The sequence below is a fragment of the Flavobacterium bomense genome (assembly GCF_003970355.1).
This window is the reverse complement of the sequence record NZ_RYDJ01000002.1, coordinates 143,567-166,329: the sequence shown is the minus strand read 5'-3', so window position 1 is coordinate 166,329 and position 22,763 is coordinate 143,567. Positions and strand designations below refer to the sequence as shown.

The following is a 22,763-nucleotide window of genomic DNA, read 5'->3' as shown; positions in this document are numbered from 1 at the left end:
TTATTGGGATTAAAAACTAAATTAAAACAATGAGTTTATCAACTTTAAGTATCAAAAGACCTGTATTAACTATAGTAATGAACCTTTCCATTGTGTTATTTGGAATAATTGGATATAGTTTTTTGGGAGTCCGGGAATTTCCTTCTATTGATCCTGCGCAAATTTCGATTCGAACCAATTATGCCGGAGCAAATGCGGATATTATTGAGTCACAAATTACCGAGCCTATAGAAAAAGCAATCAATTCTATTGAAGGAATTCGAAATATTACTTCGTCGAGTACCCAAGGAAACAGCAGCATAACCATTGAATTTAATTTAGGTAAGGATCTTGAAGCTGCCGCAAATGATGTCCGGGATAAAGTATCTCAGGCAGTACGAAATTTGCCAGAAGACATTGATTCCCCTCCTGTTGTCTCTAAAGCAGATGCCGATAGTCGTGCTATTATTTCGATGACAGTTCAAAGTGATTCCAGAAATTCCCTAGAATTAAGTGATTATGCTGAAAATGTTATTGCCCAAAGATTAGAAACAATCCCAGGAGTCAGTGGAGTTCAAATTTGGGGACAACAGAGATTTGCCATGCGTTTATGGATTGATCCTGTCAAATTAGCCGCTTACGGATGTTCCGTAGCCGAAGTTAGAGATGCCTTAAATCAACAAAATGTAGAACTCCCTTCTGGAAAAATAACGGGCAATAATACGGAATTAACAGTAAAAACAGTTGGAAATTTATCTACAGCCGAAGAGTTCAATAATATTATCATTCGTTCCGAAGGAGCAAAAACGGTTCTTTTTAGTGATATAGGTACAGCGGTTTTAGGACCTGAAAATCTGGAAACAAAAATGACGCAATCCGGTTTACCGTTAGTAGGTGTAGCTATAGTTCCGCTTCCTGGTGCAAATTATTTAGATATTTCTAAAGAATTCTACAAAGAATATGATAAATTAAAAAAGGATTTACCCAAAGATATTAAATTAAACATTGTTATTGACAGCACTATTTTTGTAAAAAAATCCGTTATTGAAGTGGCTGAAACCTTATTGATTTCTATCATTCTGGTAATTCTGATCATTTATTTATTCTTTAGAGATTGGGCTATTGCCATTAGACCCTTAATTGACATACCGGTTTCGTTAATTGCAACGTTCTTCATCATGTATCTTTTTGGTTTCTCGATAAATGTACTGACTTTATTAGCTATTGTTCTTGCTACAGGGCTGGTCGTTGATGATGGAATTGTTGTCACGGAAAATATTTTTAAGAAGGTCGAAGAAGGGATGTCTCCAATTGAGGCAGCTATAAAAGGCTCTAATGAGATCTTTTTTGCTGTAATCTCGATTTCAATTACTTTAGCAGCCGTATTTTTACCGGTAATTTTTCTGGAAGGATTTGTTGGGCGGCTATTTCGGGAGTTTGGCGTCGTCATAGGAGCCGCAGTATTAATTTCGGCTTTTGTCTCATTAACATTAACACCTATGTTAAATGCCTATTTGATGAAAGGCGGGGAACAAAAAAAATCAAAATTCTATATTTATTCGGAACCATTTTACCAAAGATTGAATAGTGGTTATGCCAGTGCATTAAGTACTTTTATGAAACGAAAATGGATCAGTTTTCCCATTCTTATAGCTTGTTTTGGATTAATATATGTATTTTTTAATTTATTGCAAAAAGAAACTGCACCTTACGATGACCGTAGTGCTCTTGTTATGAGAATGACAACTCCTGAGGGTTCGTCCTACGAATACACGGACCGCTTTATGCAAGAATTATCACAATTAGTAGATGATTCTATTCCGGAAAAAAAGGTTGCTTTAGTAATTACATCACCGGGTTGGGGTTCCTCCTCTGTAAATAGTGGAATGATTCGAATGGCACTCTCAGAAACAGGGGAACGAGAAAAATCTCAAAAGGAAATTGCAGAAAAATTAAACCGATTAACAAAAAAATATCCCGAAATTAAGACTTCAGTTATTGAGGAACCTACTATTGCAGTAAACAGACGTGGAGGTCTACCGATTGAATACATTATTCAGGCACCTAATTTTAAACAATTAGAAAAAAAGATTCCTGAATTTATGGATGAGGCTGCCAAAAACCCTACGTTTTCGGTTACCGATGTAAACCTAAAATTTAACAAACCCGAAATCAATGTTACTATTGATCGGGAAAAAGCGAAAAGTTTAGGTATATCTGTTATGGATATTGCACAAACCTTACAACTTTCTTTGAGCGGACAGCGTTTTGGTTATTTTATGCGCAATGGAAAACAATATCAGGTCATTGGACAATTTGAACAAGAAGATCGATCCAAACCTTTGGATTTAACTTCTATGTATGTAAAAAATAGTAGTGGAGAATTAATCCAAATGGATAATGTTGTTAGTATTCAAGAACAGAGCAATCCGCCACAATTGTACCACAATAACCGATACATGTCAGCCACTGTAACTGCCGGATTAGCACCGGGAAAAAGTATCAGTGATGGAATTGATGCCATGAATGAAATTAAAGCGAAAGTACTTGACGACACTTTTACCACTGATTTAGGGGGCGAATCCAGGGATTATGTAGAGAGTAGTTCTAATACCTCTTTTGCTTTTGGATTGGCTTTACTGTTAATATTTTTGATTCTGGCAGCACAATTTGAGAGTTTTATCGATCCTTTAATTATTATTTTGACAGTTCCAATGGCTGTTGCAGGTGCTTTATTCTCCCTTTGGTTGTTTGATCAGACGTGGAATATTTTCAGCCAAATTGGAACGGTAATGCTTATTGGATTAGTCACGAAGAATGGGATTTTGATAGTTGAGTTTGCCAATAAACTGAGAGAAGAAGGAAAACCAAAACTGGAGGCTATTTTAGAAGCTTCTGAATCCAGACTTCGTCCTATTTTAATGACTAGTTTAGCTATTTCATTGGGAGCTTTGCCTATTGCGCTATCTTTAGGAGAAGCATCTACCAGTAGAATTGGAATGGGAGTTGTCATTGTTGGCGGAACAATTTTCTCTTTAATTCTAACTTTATTTGTAATCCCTGCCATGTACTTAATGTGGTCTAAAGCTCGAAAACATTATCCTGAATTTGATCATATTGAAGAATATGAAAAAGAAGTTCGATAATTTGAACGGAGCTACAAATGACAAGGATTTATCTGTGACAAAAAAAACAATTATGACAAACACTAAAATACTCTTTCGCAGTTTAATTTTAATTTTCTTTTGTATTTTAAATACCCAAGCACAAGAAGTGCTAACATTGGAAAGTGCCATAAAGATAGCATTGGAAAACAATTACGAAATAAAAATTGCAGCCAATAATTTAAAAATAGAAAAAACAAACGTAGCGGTTGGAAATGCAGGAATGCTACCCACCGTAACAGCTTCTGTAGTGGATAATAACAGCGTTCAAAATAGTTCCCAAACCAGGCAAGACGGAGCAGAAACGAAATTAGACAATGCTAAAAATAACAGTTTGAGTTATGGTGTAGGTCTGAACTGGACCATTTTTGACGGATTCCGAATGTTTGCCCGAATGAACCAGCTCAAAGAGTTACAAAAACTTGGGGAAGCCCAATTAAAGCTGACCTTAATTACTAAAATTAGTGACGTAAATGCTGCTTATTATGATTTAGTGCAGCAACAACAACAATTGGCCGCTCTGGATACGACAATTGTTATTTCAAATCAGCGATTAATTTTGGCACAAAACCGATTTACAATCGGAAAAGCATCTAAATTAGAGGTTTTGAATGCTCAGGTAGATTTAAATACTGACCAAGTCGCACTTTTAAGACAAAAAGAACTCTATGCTAACAGCAAAATCCTGCTGAATCAAATTATGGCCAGAGATCTTAAAATTAATTTTAAAGTAATCGATGTACTTGCAGTAGACCGACTGTTATTTCTTCCGGAACTTACTGTGCTGGCCGAAAAGCAAAATCCACAATTAGAAGCTCAGGTCATCAATAAAAGAGTAGCTGAATTGCAATTGAAGCAAATCAAAGCAGGACGTTATCCTACAATCAGAGTTAATACGGCCTATAACTTTTCAGAAAGTCAATCCAGTCTTGGTTTCGTCACACAATCGCAATCCAGAGGTTTTAATTATGGCTTTACAGCAACATTAAACCTGTTTGATGGCTTTTCTCAAAATAGAAATGAAAAAATAGCGAAAATTCAAATTGAAAATTCCAAAATATCAATTCAGCAACAAAATTTGATACTAAATGCTCAATTGGCAACCTCCTATCAAACCTATTTGACCAATTTAGAATTGATAACATTGGAAGAAAAAAATCAAGCAATAGCCCAACAAAATTTGACTATAACTTTAGATAAATTTCGCATTGGAACCATTACCACTCTAGAATTCAGAACCGCACAATTGAATTATGTTAATGCAAAGGTTCGCTATAGTAACGCCCAATTTCAAGGCAAATTATCTGAAATTGCACTTCGAGAATTGGCGGGAAATCTTATTTTTTAATTTGACAATAATTCACAATTTTGTTCTTTTTTCCATGGCTCAATTTTCAAATTTTAAGGGCAAAACGAATGGTAGTTTACAGTAAAAATTTTGATTCCTTATTTAGAACCAGAAAGTTCATTTTAGTTTATTTTTGCAAATAAAAAATCTGAATGACTTCGTATAACCCTAAAGATTGGATTAGTTTTATTTTCCATTTAAGCAAAGCCGATACTTTTCGGAAATTGATACCAATGATGCTACTTATTGGTATTTATTCCGGTGTAATAGGGTATTTGGAAATTGAATATTGGCATTTGCCGGATAACAGTCCCGTAAAAAACATTTCAATAATGCACGGAATGTTGGGTTTTGTAATTTCATTATTATTAGCCTACCGAACCAATACAGCTTATGATCGCTGGTGGGAAGGAAGAAAATTATGGGGATCATTGGTAAATAACAGTCGTAATTTATCTATTAAATTGTCTGCAATGTTGCAGGACGAAAAAGATCGTAATTTCTTTCGCAAAATAATTCCCGGGTATGCCTCAATTTTACATAAACATTTAAACGACCGTGACACCAGCCTGCAACTTTTTGACGATCTGGATTTAGACATTGATCATCACAAACACAAGCCCAATCAGGTCGCAAAAATGATGTTTCAAAAAATCAATGATTTGTATGTTTCTAAAAAAATAACAGGCGACCAACTCTTGATTTTAAATACTGAAGTTCATTCGTTTACAGATATTTGTGGTGCTTGTGAACGTATAAAAAACACTCCTATCCCCTATTCATACAGTGCTTTTATCAAAAAATTTATTTTTATTTATGTACTGACTTTGCCTTTTGGATACGTGTTCAGTTTGGGATATTATGTAATTCCGGTTGTGGTATTTATCTTTTATGTTTTAGCAAGTTTAGAGCTGATTGCCGAAGAAATTGAAGACCCTTTTGGCATGGATGCCAATGATCTGCCCACTAAAAAAATTGCAGAAAACATAAAAAAACACGTCGAAGAATTAATTTAAATATTCCATAAATAGCACTAAAATTTAAGTTATTTACTTTAAATTTAGACTTTTCCTTTTTTAAAGTTTAAATTTATGAATAGTAATCGTACCTTCATCAACCCACCGCATTTATCAAACGAGAAATCGTTAAAAACATTAGTGGAGAACCGAACGGTTTACTCTTTGAACCATTGCGAACTAAATCTTTTTGAAACTTATGAATCATCGGCATTAGTTCCTCTAAAATTTAGTGATTTTGTAGTGACTAGCATGCTCAGAGGTAAAAAAGTGATGCATCTTTTTGATGATCCGAGCTTTGTGTACTTACCAGGAGAAACAGTAGTGATTCCCTCAAATGTAGAAATGAAAATTGATTTCCCGGAGGCTACAAGAAAAAATCCAACACAGTGTTTGGCTTTGGCCATAGAGCAAACTAAGATTATAGATACCTTACAGTTTTTGAACGAACGGTATCCTAAAGACGGAAACGACCAATTTTGGCAATTAAACTACCAAAATTATTTTTTCTACAACAATGTAGAACTGGCAGCTACCATTAATAAATTAATCAAAGAATGCATGAGTATTTAATTGGTGCAACAAACTTTCCCCCAATATAATTATCATATTTTGCCTTAAATTCTGGTCTTTGTGCTACGTTATCCATATTGTTATCTGTTTATATTTTATCAAAAATAGTTACCTATTTCTCTTTAGAATAGCACAATTCATTCAAGTAATAGCATTAAATTTAAATATGTGTTTTTTTAACCTAATTTTATTGTTTAATTCACATATAATTATATTTAAGATTCCTTTATCTGTATTTTTGGTACGTAGTCAATCCATATAAATGAGTTGTAAAAAACCAAAAAAATTGTTTCTTACTCCAAACTGCAATCCTTATATTTGCAGTCTCATTAAAATTAAAAGATGAAAATATCTTACAACTGGTTAAAACAATTTATTAAAATAGACTGGAAATCCGAAGAAACTGCAGCATTACTAACTGATTTAGGGTTAGAAGTAGAAATTGTTGATAAATACCAATCCGTAAAAGGCGGATTAGAAGGCATTGTTGTGGGACACGTGCTTACATGCATCCAACATCCGGATGCTGACCGATTAAAAATTACCACAGTCGATTTAGGAAATGGCGTTCCTGTACAGATTGTATGTGGTGCCACTAATGTTGCTGCAGGACAAAAAGTGCCGGTTGCTACTATTGGAACCACATTATATGACGCCTCGGGAATTGCTTTTATAATAAAAAAAGGAAAAATTCGCGGACAGGAAAGTCACGGAATGATTTGTGCAGAAGATGAACTAGGACTAGGCGATAGCCATGACGGAATTATGATACTGGACGATGCTTTAGCAGCAGGAACTCCTGCATCCACCGTTTTTAAAATTGAAAATGACGAAGTTTTCGAAATTGGATTGACACCCAATCGTGCTGATGCCATGAGCCATTTGGGAACTGCTCGGGATTTGAGAGCAGGAATGCTGCAAAGCGGTGTCAATGTAGAACTGATCACCCCTTCGGTAAGTAATTTTAGAGTAGATAAAAGAACCTTAAAAATTGATATTGATGTCAAAGAGTCTAAACTGGCTCCTAGATATTGTGGTGTAACCATTTCTGGTATAGAGGTAAAACCATCACCAGCTTGGTTGCAAAACCGATTGAAAGCTATTGGAATCAATCCTAAAAATAATATTGTAGATGTAACCAATTATGTTTTACATGAGCTGGGTCAACCACTTCATGCCTTTGATGCTGCAAAAATTAATGGAAAGATACTCGTACAAACACTTCCTGCCGGAACTAAATTCATTACTCTTGATGATGTAGAACGAACCTTACACGAAGAAGATTTAATGATTTGTGATGAAAAAGGACCTTTATGTATTGCCGGTGTTTTTGGCGGAAAAAAATCAGGAGTAGGTGAACATACCAATTCTATTTTTCTGGAAAGTGCTTATTTTAATCCCGTAAGTATTCGTAAAACAGCGAAAAGACATCAATTGAATACGGATGCTTCCTTTCGATTTGAAAGAGGAATTGACCCAACCATTACCGCATACGCCCTAAAAAGAGCAGCTCTATTAATACAAGAAGTAGCAGGAGGCGAAATAACATCTGATGTTGTGGATATGTATCCAAAAAAATTGGAAGACTTTTCAGTGTTTTTAAATTTTAGTAAAGTCGCTAAAATAATTGGTCAGGAATTACCAAAAGATACGATCAAACAAATATTAGCGTCATTAGAAATTAAAATCAATAGTGTTTCTGACGCAGGTTTAGGTTTAACCATTCCGGCTTACCGGGTTGATGTACAAAGAGAAATTGATGTAATTGAAGAAATATTAAGGGTTTACGGTTACAATAACATTAAATTTTCAAAAAAATTGAATGCTACTGTTTCTAATTCTCCCAGAAACGAAGACTATAAGATACAAAATCTGATTGCCACACAATTAAATTCTCAAGGATTTAATGAGATGATGGCTAATTCGCTGACGACCGCTTCTTATGTAGCGCTGAGTGAAATACTTAAAGAAGAACATAACGTAACAATGCTGAATCCGTTAAGTGCTGATTTATCAACAATGCGACAATCCCTGTTATTCTCCGGATTAGAGGCTGTTTCCTATAATATTAATCGTAAAAATTCCGATTTAAAATTATTTGAATTTGGAAAATCATACCACAACTATCTTGCTGGTTATGAAGAGAAAAAACATTTGACTTTATTTCTTTCCGGAAACAGAAATCAAGAAAATTGGACTAACGCTCAAAAACCCTCTGATTTCTTTTTGTTCAAAGGCTATGTCCATGGGATCCTTTCAAGATTAGGGATTCAAAAAACACAAAATTTACCTGTTACATCTGATATTTTTTCTGAAGGAATTGCAATTGGATGTCACAAAGATACTTTGGTAGAATTTGGGGTGGTAAAAAAATCAATATTGAAGCATTTTGGAATCAAACAAGAAGTATTTTTTGTGGATTTTAATTGGGCTCTAATTTTAAAATTAATTTCTGCGAAGATAAAATATACCGAGATTCCAAAATATCCGGAAGTGCGCAGGGATTTGGCTTTGCTTATAGATCAAAACATAACTTATGAAAGTATTTATAACATTGCACGTCAGACAGAAAAAACACTTTTAAAAGACATTAATTTATTTGATGTATATCAAGGTCAAAATCTTCCTGAAGGGAAAAAATCATACGCTTTAAGTTTCGCTATTCAAGACTGTTCTAAAACACTGACGGATGCGCAAATTGACAAAATTATGAGCAAGTTGCAAAATAATTTTATAACTGAACTCGGAGCCACTTTGAGATAAGTTCAATTTTATCTAAGTAAAATATAATCCCGATGCTAAAAAACTTAGTATCGGGTTTTTTTTATAACAAAAAAGCCCTGCAAATTGCAGGGCTCTTAAGACTAACAAAATATCAACCTCTAATCAAAAATTATTGTTTAGGTAATACAACTGCATCAATAACGTGAATCACACCATTAGATTGGTTCACATCAGCAATTGTTACTTTAGATTTTCCTCCATTTTCATCCGAGATATATAAATCTTTACCTTTCATCCAAGCAGTTAAGTTTCCGCCACTAACTGTTTTTAAGGTTGCTTTTCCTTTTCCCATTTTAATTGCTTTAGCAATATCTGAAGCATTCATTTTTCCAGCTACAACATGGTACGTAAGTATTGTTTGTAACATCTTTAAGTTTTCTGGTTTTAACAATGTAGTTACAGTTCCTGCTGGTAAATTATCAAACGCAGCATTTGTTGGGGCAAAAACGGTGAATGGTCCTGTACTTTGTAATGTTTCAACTAAACCAGCTGCTGTTACAGCTGCAACTAAAGTAGTATGGTCTTTAGAGTTTACCGCATTTTCAACAATATTTTTAGTTGGATACATCGCTGCTCCTCCAACCATTACACTTTTTTGAGCGAAAGATGTAGCTCCAAATACTAATGTCATTAATGCAATTGATAAAAATTTTCTAGTTTTCATATTTTTTTTTTAAAAGTTATATAAAAGCATTTACGCACTATTATTACTTTTGGTTTTAAAAAAATAAAAATAATTTTCAAAATATTGATTTTCAAATAATTATATTTTTTTTAATAGTGTTATGAAAATGAAACGAAGTAAAATAGCCCAGATGGCAGCAAGTATCCTTTTTATGGTGCTACCCAAAGTTATTTTTTAAAAATTAGTACTGCACAATAAAAAGATACTGCGAACAGCGGGACGATTGTGGATGGTGAACTTATATGTTATGCTCCTTAAAAAGGAAGCAAAAAAAAGCCCCACATTACTGTGGAGCTTTCTATTTTCAAAAAATCAAGAAATTATTTTTTCTCTGACTTTTCCATTTTAGCTTTTAATGCTGCTAATACATCATTACTATCACCTAAAGTTGATGCCGAAGCATTGTTTGTAGATGCTGAAGATGATGTGTTTTCAGTAGCTGCTTTCACATTTTTCTCTTCTTCTTCACGGAAGATAGCAGTGTGAGAGGCAACTACTCTTTTGAATTCTTTGTTGAATTCGATAACTTTGAAATCAGCTGTTTCGCCTTTTTTCAATTTCTTTCCGTCTTCTTTTTCAAGGTGACGTGTAGGAATGAAAGCAACGATATCATCACCAAATTCTACAGTAGCTCCTTTGTCAACAATTTCAGAGATTTCACCGTTATGGATTGTTCCAACTGCAAATGAATCTTCATATTGATCCCAAGGATTAGCAGTAGTTTGTTTGTGACCTAAAGATAATTTACGTCCATCAACATCTAATTCTAATACTACTACATCAAGTTTTTCACCAACATTTACAAATTCAGATGGGTGTTTGATTTTCTTTGTCCAAGATAGGTCTGAGATGTAAATCAATCCATCAATTCCTTCTTCTAGTTCTACGAAAATACCAAAGTTTGTAAAGTTTCTAACGATACCTGAATGTTTAGAACCTACAGGATATTTAGAAGTGATATCAGTCCAAGGATCTTGAGACAATTGTTTGATACCTAATGACATTTTACGGTCATCTCTGTCTAATGTTAAGATAACTGCTTCAACAATATCTCCTACTTTTACGAAATCTTGAGCAGAACGTAAATGAGTAGACCAAGACATTTCAGAAACGTGGATTAAACCTTCAACACCTTCAGCCACTTCAATAAATGCACCGTAATCAGCGATTACAACTACTTTACCTTTTACTTTGTCTCCAATTGCTAATTTAGCATCTAGAGCATCCCAAGGGTGAGCGTTTAATTGTTTCAATCCTAATTGAATTCTTGTTTTTTCGTCATCGAAATCAAGGATTACAACATTTAATTTTTGGTCTAATTCCAATACTTCAGATGGGTGGTTGATTCTTGACCAAGAAAGGTCAGTAATGTGAATCAATCCATCAACTCCACCTAAGTCAATAAAGACACCATAAGAAGTAATGTTTTTAACAACACCTTCTAATACTTGTCCTTTTTGCAATTGACCGATGATTTCTTTTTTCTGGATTTCGATATCCGCTTCAATAAGCGCTTTATGAGAAACAACAACATTTTTGAATTCGTGGTTGATTTTTACCACTTTGAATTCCATCATTTTGTTTACATATACATCGTAGTCTCTAATTGGTTTAACATCAATTTGAGATCCTGGTAAAAACGCTTCAATTCCGAAAACGTCAACGATCATACCACCTTTAGTTCTGCATTTTACAAAACCATTAACGATTTCTCCTGTTTCGTTAGCCGAAATAACTCTATCCCATGATTTGATAGTACGTGCTTTTCTGTGAGACAATACTAATTGACCTGTTTTATCCTCACGGATGTCAATTAATACTTCAACAGTATCACCTACTTTTAAGCTTGGGTTGTAACGGAATTCGTTCAATGAAATAACACCTTCCGATTTTGCGTTGATATCAACAATAACGTCTCTATCTGTAATTCTAACAACTGTTCCATCTACTACTTCTTCTTGATCCGTAGCGATAAATGTTTTTGAAACTAGTTCTTCAAATTCTAATAAGTTTTTTTGATCCACTGCATCAATACCTTCTTCAAAGTTGTGCCAGTTAAAATTTGCTAAAAACTCTTCTTGTGATTTTACTTGTTCAGACATGCTGATTGAAAATTTGTATTCTGTATTCTCTCGAGTTTCTTAATGTGCTAGAAAACAACAGAAGTTGTTTGTATAATTAAGTAATACCTAAAGGAAACTCTTATTCACCAAAAGGACTGCAAAAGTAACACATTTATCTTAATTTGCAAAATAATTTAAATGCGATAATGTCTTGGTTTTTAGGAGCAGTACGTTTTGGGGTTTTTATGACGATTACTCCCGCTTTCCGCTATATCTTTTATACAGTATCTAGCCTTTTGAAGGCTGGATACTGTATAAAAGGATGCCGCTTCACTCGGGGCTAGTTATATAAATATTTGATTCCCAGCATAAAAAAACCGATAACTATTTTTAGTTATCGGTTTTTTTTATTTTTCTTTCCTTTCTAATGACTTACATTTTCAAAATCTACAGGATTGTGTTTGTGCTTGAATAAAACGGCAAAAGCCAAGGCAATTATCAGTGCATACATAGCAAAAGCCAACCAAATGGTATGCCAGTCTTTCATAAAAATGGCTTTACTAAACAATCCATCAGCCGTAATTGTATTCCCTTGAGCAGTCACAAATTCTAACATCTTTGAATTCGTCGTTTCTGTTTCCAGAAAACCAGCCAAATCTGTAGTATTATTAAATGATTTAGTAAAATATTTATCAATAGCCCATCCCGAAGTAAAACTTCCTAAAACCGCTCCAAAACCATTGGTCATCATCATAAACAATCCTTGTGCCGAAGAACGATTTTTTGGATCTGTGGTGGTTTCAACAAATAATGATCCTGATATATTAAAGAAATCAAATGCCATTCCGTATACCACACAGGACATAATAATCATCCATAACCCGTCTGTAGGATTGCCGTAAGCAAATAATCCAAAACGCAATACCCAAGCCAGCATACTGATCAACATCACTTGTTTGATACCAAAACGTCTTAGAAAAAAAGGAATCGCAAGAATAAATAAAGTCTCCGATATTTGAGAAATCGACATGATAATAGTTGAATATTCCACTACGAAAGAATCAGCATATTTTGGAAAATGTTTGAATTCATCCAAGAAAACATCTCCGTACGCATTTGTTAATTGTAAAGCGCCTCCTAAAAACATGGAGAAAACAAAGAACAAAGCCATTTTATAATCTGCGAATAACTTAAAGGATTCTAATCCTAGTGTTTCCATCACAGAAGCATTCTCTTTAGACAAGCGCTGCGGTTTACATTTGGGTAACGTAAAAGAGTAAATTCCCAAAAGTACCGCTGCTAAACCTGCAATATAAAATTGATATTCCGTTGCTTTATTTCCGGTCAAATTAGTGATCCACATAGCAACAATAAAACCGATTGTTCCCCAAACCCGTATTGGAGGGAAATTTTTGATTACATCTTTATTGTTTAATTTTAGAGCCGTGTAAGAAATTGAGTTACTCAAAGCAATCGTTGGCATATAAAAACACATTGCTAAAAGCATACTATAAATAAAGGTTTCCGGAGTAGTAACTTGTGGGATAAAAAATAATACTGCAGCATACAAAATATGAAGAATTCCATATAATTTCTCAGCATTTACCCATCGATCAGCAATAATTCCGGTTAGTGTCGGCATAAATAAAGAAGCAATTCCCATAGTTCCAAAAACCAATCCAAATTGAGTTCCTTCCCAATTCTTGGTGCCGAACCAATAATTTGCAATGGTAATCAACCAAGCTCCCCAAACAAAAAACTGAAGAAAACTCATTATTACCAATCTATTTTTAATTCCCATGCGATGAATTGTTTTTTTTATTTTAAAAAATTTACAAGGCGTAAATCTACTATTAAAAATTAAATCTGCAACTAATTATATCGTTTTAGTAATTTCATTTACTAATTCTAAAACAAGCTCAAATTGCTCTTTACGATTTAAATGTGAATTGTCAATTTCTATCGCATCATCGGCCATTATCAAGGGAGAATCTTCCCGGTGAGTATCAATATAATCCCGCTCTTCTACATTTTTGAGAACTTTTTCATACGTGATACTATCGCCCTTTTGAACTAACTCGTCATAGCGTCTTTTTGCTCTTGTGCTTGCACTGGCGGTCATGAATATTTTAAGCTCGGCATCCGGAAAAACAACGGTACCTATATCTCTGCCGTCCATCACAATTGCTTTGTCTTTTCCCATTTCTTTTTGCTGTTCGACTAATTTACTGCGAACCTCAGAAACTTCGGCTACTTTACTAACAAAACTAGACACTTCAATCGTTCTGATTTCAGTTTCGACATTCACATCATTCAAATACATTTCGGCAAAACCCAAATCAGTATTGAATTTAAACTGCAACTTAATATTTGACAAACTATTAATCAATGCTTGTTTATCAAAAAAAGTGGCGTTAACATATCCTTTTTGCATCGCAAAAAAAGTAACGGCACGATACATTGCTCCGGTATCTACAAATACATATCCAAAATGATTTGCGAGTTGTTTGGCTAAAGTACTTTTTCCGGTTGATGAAAAACCGTCAATCGCAATGGTGATTTTTTTGTTCAAAATGTAAAATTTAAAGTTCAATGTTATATCAAAATCATTCTTGAAAATTAATTGTCAATCCAAAAAGGCTTGTATTTCCTGCTAACGTATATCTTGAATATGAATAATTAAATTTAAGTTTATTTAATTTAAGTCCAAAACCCAATGAAATTCCTGAAAAATTACGTTGCTCAACAATGCGTAATTCTTCGGCTCGTCTAAAATTATATCCCAATCGCAAATTAAGGGCTCTTTTAGGAAAAAGCTCTACTCCCATAATTACATGACGCAAAGCATTATTTACAAATGACACCTTCTCTTCGGTTGATTCTCCATTAAATGAAGATGTAGCTCTAGCTGGATTTGAAAAAGCAATATTCCATTGCTGTAAATTCTCTAAAGTAAGATGCCAGCGAATAGGGACATTTTCTAATTCCTGTGACACTCCTGCGATTATTTCTAGCGGCAGTTTTTCATTTGTACCATTATACGTTGAAAACTGTGTGCCTATATTTCGAATGGCCAAAGCCCAATTGACATCATTTTTTTCATCAATAAAAAGAGCGCCTATATCTAACGCACCACCAAAAGAATTATAAATGTCTAAATTTGAAGAAATCAATTTAGCGCTCGCACCAATATGAATATTCGTATAGGGAATATTATAGGCATACCCGAAAGAAAGCGCTATTTCACTTCCAGTAAATGCTGCCGTAGGCTGGCCATTTTCATCAAATCCTTCAAAATTACCATAATTTACATAATTTATACCCGCCTGAAAGGTCTGTAAATGACGATCGTATGTATACGCGTACGAAGCAGTTCCATAAGTCACTTCATTAAAGTAGCTCCCGTAATTCAAAGCCAAATGGTTGTCCATTTCTGCATTTATAGTAGCCGGATTAAAATGGACCTGATTGACATCCTCATCATAAATTGTAATCACTTTCCCGCCTAAAGCTGCCTGTCTTGGTGAGGTCACTAAATTTAAAAACTGATAGGTGTACTTCCCTCCTATTTGACTGTAAGACACAGCACAAACAAAAAGAAAAGAGTACAGATATAGTTTTTTTAGCATGCTTTAAATTGGAGTTTGTATAAGTAAAACGCAACTGCGAAGATAAAATTATAAATACAATAAATGGCAACTTTAAAACTGGTAATTACAAATAAAAAAATCCAAATTCCTTTGCTTGAAAATCAAGTTTTAGAAGTTGGATTTTAAATTTAGAATTTGTTTTTATTACAAATCCTTAGCGTTTTTAACCTTTTGATCAGTTAGAGCATATTTCAATACTTCGCTCATTTCTTTTACATAATGAAAAGAAAGTCCTTCCAGATATTCAGGTTTTATTTCATCAATATCACTCTTATTTTCATGACACAGAATAATTTCTTTAATATTGGCTCTTTTTGCAGCCAAAATCTTTTCTTTGATTCCGCCTACTGGCAATACTTTCCCACGTAAAGTAATTTCTCCTGTCATGGCTAGGTTTTTCTTCACTCGTTTTTGTGTAAATAACGAAACTAAGGACGTCAGCATTGCAATTCCTGCACTTGGTCCGTCTTTTGGAGTGGCTCCTTCCGGAACGTGTAAGTGAATGTTATATTTAGAAAGCAGCTCTGAATCCAATCCTAAAAATGATGCATTGGCCTTAATATATTCTAAAGCAATGGTGGCAGATTCTTTCATTACTGTACCCAAGTTTCCGGTAATTGTCATGGTTCCTTTTCCTGGGGAAAGCAACGATTCTATAAACAAAATATCACCGCCAACAGAGGTCCAGGCCAAACCAGTTACTACTCCGGCAACATCATTATTCTCGTATTTATCTCTTTCTAGCCTTGGAACACCTAGCGTTTTTATGATATCGTCATCCGTTACTTTTTTATTATACGCTTCCTCCATTGCAACGGATTTTGCTGCGTTACGGATTACTTGAGCAATTTTAGCTTCTAGGCCACGAACTCCGGATTCACGTGTGTATCCTTCGACAATTTTTTCTAATTGTTTTTTACCAATAGTTAAATCTTTGGTTGTCAAACCATGTTCTTTCAATTGTCTTGGAAACAAATGCTGACGTGCAATTTCTACCTTTTCTTCAATCGTATAGCCTGACATTTTGATGATTTCCATTCTGTCTTTCAACGCAGGTTGAATCGCAGCCATATTATTCGATGTAGCAATAAACATCACTTTAGACAAATCATATCCCATTTCAAGGAAATTATCATAAAAAGAATTGTTTTGTTCCGGATCTAAAACTTCCAATAATGCTGATGACGGATCACCTTGGTTGCTGTTTGATAATTTATCGATTTCATCCAAAACAAAAACAGGATTTGAGGTTCCGGCTTTTTTCAAGCTTTGGATAATTCGTCCAGGCATGGCACCTATATACGTTTTTCTATGTCCGCGAATTTCCGCTTCATCACGCAACCCACCAAGAGAAATTCTAACATATTTTCGGCCTAAAGCTTCTGCAATAGAGCGTCCAATAGATGTTTTTCCAACTCCGGGAGGTCCTGTCAAGCAAATAATTGGGGATTTCATATCATTTCGCAATTTTAAAACTGCCAAATGTTCTATCATTCTTTTCTTAACATCTTCAAGACCAAAATGATCTCTATCTAATATTTTCTGTGCTCTTTTTAAATCGAATTTATCTTTAGAATATTCGTTCCAAGGCAATTCCAAAAACAACTCCAGATAGTTTCTTTGAATACCAAAATCAGGCGCTTGGGGATTCATGCGACGCATTTTAGACAATTCCTTATCAAAATGTTTTTTGGTTTTCTCGTCCCATTTTTTGGTCAAGGACTTCTGTAACATTTCGTCCATTTCCTCTTCCTGAGAAACGCCACCTAATTCTTCCTGAATGGTTTTCATTTGCTGGTGCAGGAAATATTCACGCTGTTGTTGGTCTAAATCAAACCGAACTTTAGACTGAATATCATTTTTTAATTCGAGTTTTTGCAACTCAATATTCATGTAGCGAAGTGTTTCTAAAGCCCTTTCTTTCAATTCATTAATCGCCAATAAATCTTGTTTTTCTTTAACTGTCAAATTCATATTCGAAGTCACAAAGTTGACTAAAAACGATTGGCTTTCAATATTCTTGATCGCAAAAGTAGCTTCACTGGGAATGTTTGGACTTTCTTTTATAATCTGAATCGCTAATTCTTTGATTGAATCCAGAATGGCAACAAATTCAGTATCGTTTTTCTTAGGTCTTTTCTCTGGAACTTCCTTGATTTTTGCAGTAATATAAGATGTTTCATCAATAACAGTCTCAATCTCAAAACGTTTTTTACCTTGAAGAATTACCGTTATATTCCCGTCAGGCATTTTCAGTACACGTAAAATACGGGCTACCGTACCTATTTTATGAATATCTGCTTTGGTTGGGTCTTCATCTTCCTCATTGATTTGAGCAACAACTCCAATAGTTTTCCCTGCAGCGTTAGCGTCATTGATCAACTTAATCGATTTATCGCGTCCCGCAGTAATTGGTATTACAACTCCTGGAAATAAAACCATATTCCGCAAGGGCAATATAGCCAATAATTCAGGTAAAGCCTCATTGTTCATTTCCTCCTCGTCTTCGGGAGTCAAAAGTGGAATTAAATCTGCTTCCGAATCAAATTCCTGAAGTGACAGATTGTCAATAGTAAGTATTTTATGATTTGACATATATTTATTTAAGTCTTTTTGTCATTAAAAATTTTCATTTGCCAAGTAAATATATGATATCATAGTATTAATTTAAATAAAATCGTTGTATGACACTAATAATTTGTACAACCCTAAAAGAGACAATCATTATGCCAAAGTAAAAGCAAATTAATTTTATCTTCCTACAAATAATTCGAAAGATATATCTTTCTTTTTTTTTAGCTTTTTTCAACACTTGATTCGCATGGGTAAATATTACCTATGAAATGTCTTTGATAAATAGGAGGAAGTGTTAGTTTTTGATTCAGTCAGACTGCTAAAAAATTTTTCAAATAAAAAAAGGACAAAGAAGAATTTTTCTTCCTTGTCCCTTATGGTGGGCAATGAGGGGTTCGAACCCCCGACCCCCTCGGTGTAAACGAGGTGCTCTGAACCAGCTGAGCTAATTGCCCTAAACAATGCAGATATTTTCATATCCTTATTGCGAGTGCAAATATACAGCTAGAAATCGTATCTGCAAGCAAAAAAGTAAAAAAAATCAATAAAATAGTGACTCAGTTTTCTTTCGTGCTCTATAATAGCACTTTATCTTTGTAATGAAAAACTAGTATTTTTTTGTATTCATTCGCTATAGTCTTACATTTGCGACATAAACAATAGATAATGGCCAGGTTCAAAGAAAACGATTTACCAAAATCAAAAATTACTGCAAGTTCACTCCAAAAAGCAACTGTAATATTTCAATATGCAGGAAATCACCGATGGAAATTTTATGTAGGATTAGTTTTTTTATTATTCACTGGAGCGACTGCTCTTGCTTTTCCTAAGTTGATGGGAATGCTAATTGATTGTGTGAAAAACAAAGACAATACTCAAGCTAACATGATTGCGGGTGGTTTAATTGTAATCTTATTTCTTCAGTCCATTTTTTCGTTTTTTAGATTGTATTTATTTGTCAATTTTACGGAGAATACTTTAGCTAATCTACGATTATCACTGTACAGCAATTTGGTAAAACTACCTATGTCTTTCTTCTCGCAAAAGCGTGTTGGCGAATTAAACAGTAGAATCAGTTCAGATATTACCCAGATACAAGATACTTTAACATCTACTATAGCCGAATTCTTAAGACAATTCATTTTAATTATTGGTGGCGTTCTTTTATTGGCCAATGAAAGCATCAAATTGACATTATTGATGTTGTCCGTAGTGCCACTAGTGGCCGTTGCTGCGGTTATTTTTGGGCGATTCATCAGGAAATATTCAAAAAATGTTCAAGATAAAGTGGCCGAAAGTCAAGTAATTGTTGAAGAAACCATGCAAGGCATCAGTATTGTTAAGGCTTTTGCCAATGAGTGGTACGAAATTGCCCGTTACAACGGAAAAATAAAAGAAGTGGTTGCAATTGCCATCAAAGGCGGGAAATACCGAGGGTATTTTGCTTCATTCATTATTTTCTGTCTTTTTGGAGCTATTGTTGCCGTAGTTTGGTTTGGTGTTCGATTGAGTATTAGCGGAGAAATGAGCGTTGGCCAATTGATTTCGTTTGTGTTGTATTCTACATTTGTAGGTGCTTCTTTTGGCGGAATTGCGGAACTATATGCCCAAATCCAAAAAGCGATTGGCGCAACCGAACGTGTTTTTGAATTATTAGATGAAACTCCTGAAAAAATTAATTCGGTGCGTGATCCGGCTGCAATTGAAAAAATAAAAGGCAATGTCACTTTCAAGAATGTAGCGTTCAGTTACCATTCCAGAAAAGAAATTAAAGTATTAAAAGACGTTAGTTTTACCGCTAATTTTGGTCAAAAAATTGCTATTGTCGGACCAAGCGGAACCGGAAAATCTACTATTGCTTCCCTATTATTGCGTTTTTATACTATTGACGAAGGAGAAATATTGGTTGACGGAAAAAATATTTATGATTTTGATTTAGAAAGTCTTCGTGGAAACATGAGTATTGTACCGCAAGACGTAATATTATTTGGAGGAACCATCAGAGAGAATATTGCTTATGGAAATCCCAATGCTACCGAAGAAGAAATTGTTACTGCTTCAAAACAAGCCAATGCCTATAATTTTATCGAAAGTTTCCCTGAAAAATTTGAAACGATTGTGGGAGAAAGAGGTATTAAACTTTCCGGCGGACAACGACAACGTATTGCCATAGCCCGAGCATTATTGAAAAATCCAAGTATTTTAATTCTGGATGAAGCCACATCATCATTAGACAGCGAAAGTGAAAAACTAGTTCAGGAAGCCCTAGAGATTTTAATGCAAGGAAGAACTAGTATTATAATAGCGCACCGCCTATCGACGATTCGCAGTGCGGATCAAATTTTGGTCTTGGATAAAGGAAAAATCACAGAACAAGGAACACATCAGGAATTAATCGCTCTAGAAAATGGGATTTATAAAAATTTAAGTAATCTGCAGTTTAGCAATTTTTAGATTTCATAAATTTGACATTAAAAAACTCCATTCAATAAGCTGAATGGAGTTTTTTATTAAAACTTTTTATAAATTCTAATATAACTGAATACTAAAATCTGATCACTGACCACTTTCCTACTTCCCTTTTCTTCGATTGCGTTCTGCTTTTATCATTTCTAATTCACGACTCGTTTGTCCCGCTACGGAAGTATTTTCTTCCGCACGACGAATTAAGTACGGCATCACATCTTTTACTGGACCAAAAGGCAAATATTTAGCAACATTATAGCCATTAGCGGCCATATTGTAGCTGATGTTATCGCTCATACCATACAATTGTCCAAACCAGATTCTGTCATCATTAATTTTTATTCCTTTCTCCGTCATTAATTCCATTAGCGTATAAGTGCTGGACTCATTATGGGTACCTGCAAAAACAGACATTACCTCTAAATGATCCGTCATATAGCGCACAGCACCATCATAATTTTCATCCGTAGCTTCTTTTGAAGCGCAAATTGGTGATGGATATCCTTTTTCAGCAGCCCGAACAATTTCCTTTTCCATGTACGCACCACGAACCAATTTCATTCCGATAAAAAAACCTTCTTTTATAGCCTGTTCATGTAATTTTTTCAAGTAATCCAAACGATCCCAACGGTACATTTGCAACGTATTGAAAACAATGGTTTTTTCTTTATTGTATTTGCGCATCATTTCGGTCACTAAATCATCAGCCGCATCTTGCATCCAACTTTCTTCACCGTCTATCAAAAGAGCAACATTTTTAGAATGAGCATCTTTACAAACTAAATCAAAACGAGCCATCACTCTATTCCATTCTGCCTGTTCTTCTGGAGTCAATGTTTGTTTTTCGCCCAATTTCTCATATAATTCAAAACGTCCAAAACCGGTTGGTTTAAAAACGGCAAAAGGAATGGCTTGGCGTTCTCTGGCAAATTCAATAGTTTTCAAGGTCATTTCAAGCGCGGCATCAAATTGATCTTCGGCTTCTTTTCCTTCTACAGAATAATCCAAAACAGAGGAAACTCCTTTGGTATACATTTTATCTACCACCGAAAGACAGTCCACTTCATTTATCCCACCACAAAAATGGTCAAAAACCGTAGCGCGAATCAAACCTTCAACAGGAAGATTGGCTTTAAGGGCAAAATTTGTAACTGCAGTTCCAATACGTACCAGAGGCTGATTAGCAATCATTTTGAAAAGAAAATAAGCTCTGTCAAGTTCCGTATCACTTTTTAATGAAAAGGCAACTTGAGTATTATTGAATATTTTTTCCATTATTTGTTAAATTTTTGTACAAATATAGACAGAGTTTTGAATATTATTTAGCAAAAAATGCCTTATTTTGCGGTTCCAATTAATCCATACAGATGCAATCAATTCAAGCCAACAGTTACCCGATACATTTTAACGAAAAAGGATATGAAGCAATAAATCTTCATTTAAAAGAAAATAAATACTCCAACCTATTTATTATTGTTGACAGCAATACTAATGAGTTTTGTCTGCCCCATTTTCTTCCTGTTCTGGAAACTGATCTTATAATTGAAATCATTGAATTTGATTGTGGCGAAGAAAATAAAAATATTGAGACTTGCGTCCAAATATGGAAAGTACTCACGGAACTTGGGGCTGACAGAAAAAGCCTTATCATTAACTTAGGCGGTGGCGTTGTCACTGATTTAGGTGGTTTTGTAGCATCAACCTTCAAACGCGGTGTTGATTTTATTCACGTTCCAACCACTTTACTCGCAATGGTCGATGCTTCTGTAGGTGGCAAAAACGGGGTGGATTTAGGAAATTTAAAAAACCAAATCGGTGTTATTAATGTGCCTAAAATGGTGCTTATTGATACTCAATATTTAGAAACAGTGCCACAAAACGAAATGCGTTCCGGTCTTGCCGAAATGCTGAAACACGGTTTGATTTATGATAAAGAATATTGGGAGCAATTTTTAGATTTAAAGACTATAGATTTTGCTGATTTTGATGTATTAATTTACCGTTCAGTCGAGATAAAAAATGAAATTGTGCTGCAAGATCCAACCGAAAAAAATATCCGAAAAGCGTTGAATTTTGGTCACACACTGGGTCATGCCATTGAAAGTTATTTTTTGGAAAATGATAACAAAACAACTTTATTGCACGGTGAAGCCATAGCCGTTGGGATGATATTAGAGAGTTACCTTTCACTACATAAAAAACTGATCAATATAGAAGAATATTCTCAGATAAAATCCAGTATAAAGGCTATCTATACCGACATCGTTTTTGAAGAAAATGATATCAAACCAATCTTAGAATTACTGATTCACGACAAAAAAAACGAATATGGAAACATCCAGTTCGCATTGATAGAAGGTATCGGAAAAATAAAAATCAATCAAATGGTTGAAAATGAATTAATTCTTAAAGCCTTTCAGGATTATAAATCTTAATTATTTTTTATAAAAAGGATTGCATT

At 34.4% G+C, this 22,763-nt stretch carries 14 protein-coding genes and 1 tRNA gene; 7 read left to right on the top strand and 8 right to left on the bottom strand.

Going from position 1 to position 22,763, the window contains the following annotated elements:
• The first annotated feature begins 29 nt into the window (after nucleotides 1–29).
• The 5 genes from EKL98_RS03540 (at nucleotide 30) to pheT (ending at nucleotide 8,843) form a co-directional block, all read left to right on the top strand.
• The gene (locus EKL98_RS03540) at nucleotides 30–3,125 is read left to right on the top strand and encodes an efflux RND transporter permease subunit (protein WP_126553296.1); all 3,096 of its coding nucleotides are present in this window, start codon (nucleotides 30–32) and stop codon (nucleotides 3,123–3,125) included.
• A gap of 52 nt (nucleotides 3,126–3,177) precedes the next feature.
• On the top strand, nucleotides 3,178–4,491 hold the full coding sequence (locus EKL98_RS03535) for a TolC family protein (RefSeq protein ID WP_126561609.1): 1,314 nt from the start codon (nucleotides 3,178–3,180) through the stop codon (nucleotides 4,489–4,491).
• Nucleotides 4,492–4,643: 152 nt separating this feature from the next.
• A complete protein-coding gene (locus EKL98_RS03530) occupies nucleotides 4,644–5,507 on the top strand; it encodes a bestrophin family protein (protein WP_126561564.1) in 864 nt (287 codons plus the stop codon).
• Nucleotides 5,508–5,582: 75 nt separating this feature from the next.
• Nucleotides 5,583–6,080: an AraC family transcriptional regulator gene (locus EKL98_RS03525; protein ID WP_233589350.1), complete on the top strand. Its 498-nt coding sequence runs from the start codon at nucleotides 5,583–5,585 to the stop codon at nucleotides 6,078–6,080.
• A 342-nt stretch (nucleotides 6,081–6,422) separates the two neighbouring features.
• Entirely contained in the window at nucleotides 6,423–8,843 is a 2,421-nt protein-coding gene (gene pheT / locus EKL98_RS03520; RefSeq protein ID WP_126561563.1) for a phenylalanine--tRNA ligase subunit beta, read from the top strand.
• A gap of 130 nt (nucleotides 8,844–8,973) precedes the next feature.
• Here pheT and EKL98_RS03515 read toward each other — a convergent pair whose 3' ends face one another.
• The 7 genes from EKL98_RS03515 to EKL98_RS03485 form a co-directional block, all read right to left on the bottom strand.
• A complete protein-coding gene (locus EKL98_RS03515) occupies nucleotides 8,974–9,528 on the bottom strand; it encodes a fasciclin domain-containing protein (protein ID WP_126459586.1) in 555 nt (184 codons plus the stop codon).
• Between the two features lie 341 nt (nucleotides 9,529–9,869).
• Nucleotides 9,870–11,651, bottom strand: coding sequence for a 30S ribosomal protein S1 (gene rpsA, locus EKL98_RS03510; protein ID WP_126561562.1), 1,782 nt, complete (start codon nucleotides 11,649–11,651; stop codon nucleotides 9,870–9,872).
• 385 nt (nucleotides 11,652–12,036) lie between these two features.
• On the bottom strand, nucleotides 12,037–13,413 hold the full coding sequence (locus EKL98_RS03505) for a nucleoside permease (RefSeq protein WP_126459580.1): 1,377 nt from the start codon (nucleotides 13,411–13,413) through the stop codon (nucleotides 12,037–12,039).
• 75 nt (nucleotides 13,414–13,488) lie between these two features.
• A complete protein-coding gene (gene cmk / locus EKL98_RS03500) occupies nucleotides 13,489–14,184 on the bottom strand; it encodes a (d)CMP kinase (protein WP_126459577.1) in 696 nt (231 codons plus the stop codon).
• 34 nt (nucleotides 14,185–14,218) lie between these two features.
• Nucleotides 14,219–15,241, bottom strand: coding sequence for a type IX secretion system protein PorQ (gene porQ, locus EKL98_RS03495; RefSeq protein WP_126561561.1), 1,023 nt, complete (start codon nucleotides 15,239–15,241; stop codon nucleotides 14,219–14,221).
• Nucleotides 15,242–15,406: 165 nt separating this feature from the next.
• A complete protein-coding gene (gene lon / locus EKL98_RS03490; protein WP_126459571.1) occupies nucleotides 15,407–17,857 on the bottom strand; it encodes an endopeptidase La in 2,451 nt (816 codons plus the stop codon).
• Between the two features lie 356 nt (nucleotides 17,858–18,213).
• A tRNA-Val gene (locus EKL98_RS03485) sits at nucleotides 18,214–18,291 on the bottom strand.
• A gap of 211 nt (nucleotides 18,292–18,502) precedes the next feature.
• Between EKL98_RS03485 and EKL98_RS03480 the strand changes: the two genes are divergently transcribed.
• Complete coding sequence (locus EKL98_RS03480; RefSeq protein ID WP_126553307.1) at nucleotides 18,503–20,290, top strand: ABC transporter ATP-binding protein; 1,788 nt, start codon at nucleotides 18,503–18,505, stop codon at nucleotides 20,288–20,290.
• A gap of 117 nt (nucleotides 20,291–20,407) precedes the next feature.
• Here EKL98_RS03480 and EKL98_RS03475 read toward each other — a convergent pair whose 3' ends face one another.
• Entirely contained in the window at nucleotides 20,408–21,577 is a 1,170-nt protein-coding gene (locus EKL98_RS03475; RefSeq protein WP_126561560.1) for a proline dehydrogenase family protein, read from the bottom strand.
• Nucleotides 21,578–21,669: 92 nt separating this feature from the next.
• Here EKL98_RS03475 and aroB point away from each other — a divergent pair, with 92 nt between their 5' ends.
• Entirely contained in the window at nucleotides 21,670–22,737 is a 1,068-nt protein-coding gene (aroB, locus tag EKL98_RS03470) for a 3-dehydroquinate synthase (protein ID WP_126553309.1), read from the top strand.
• The last annotated feature ends 26 nt before the right edge of the window (nucleotides 22,738–22,763 follow it).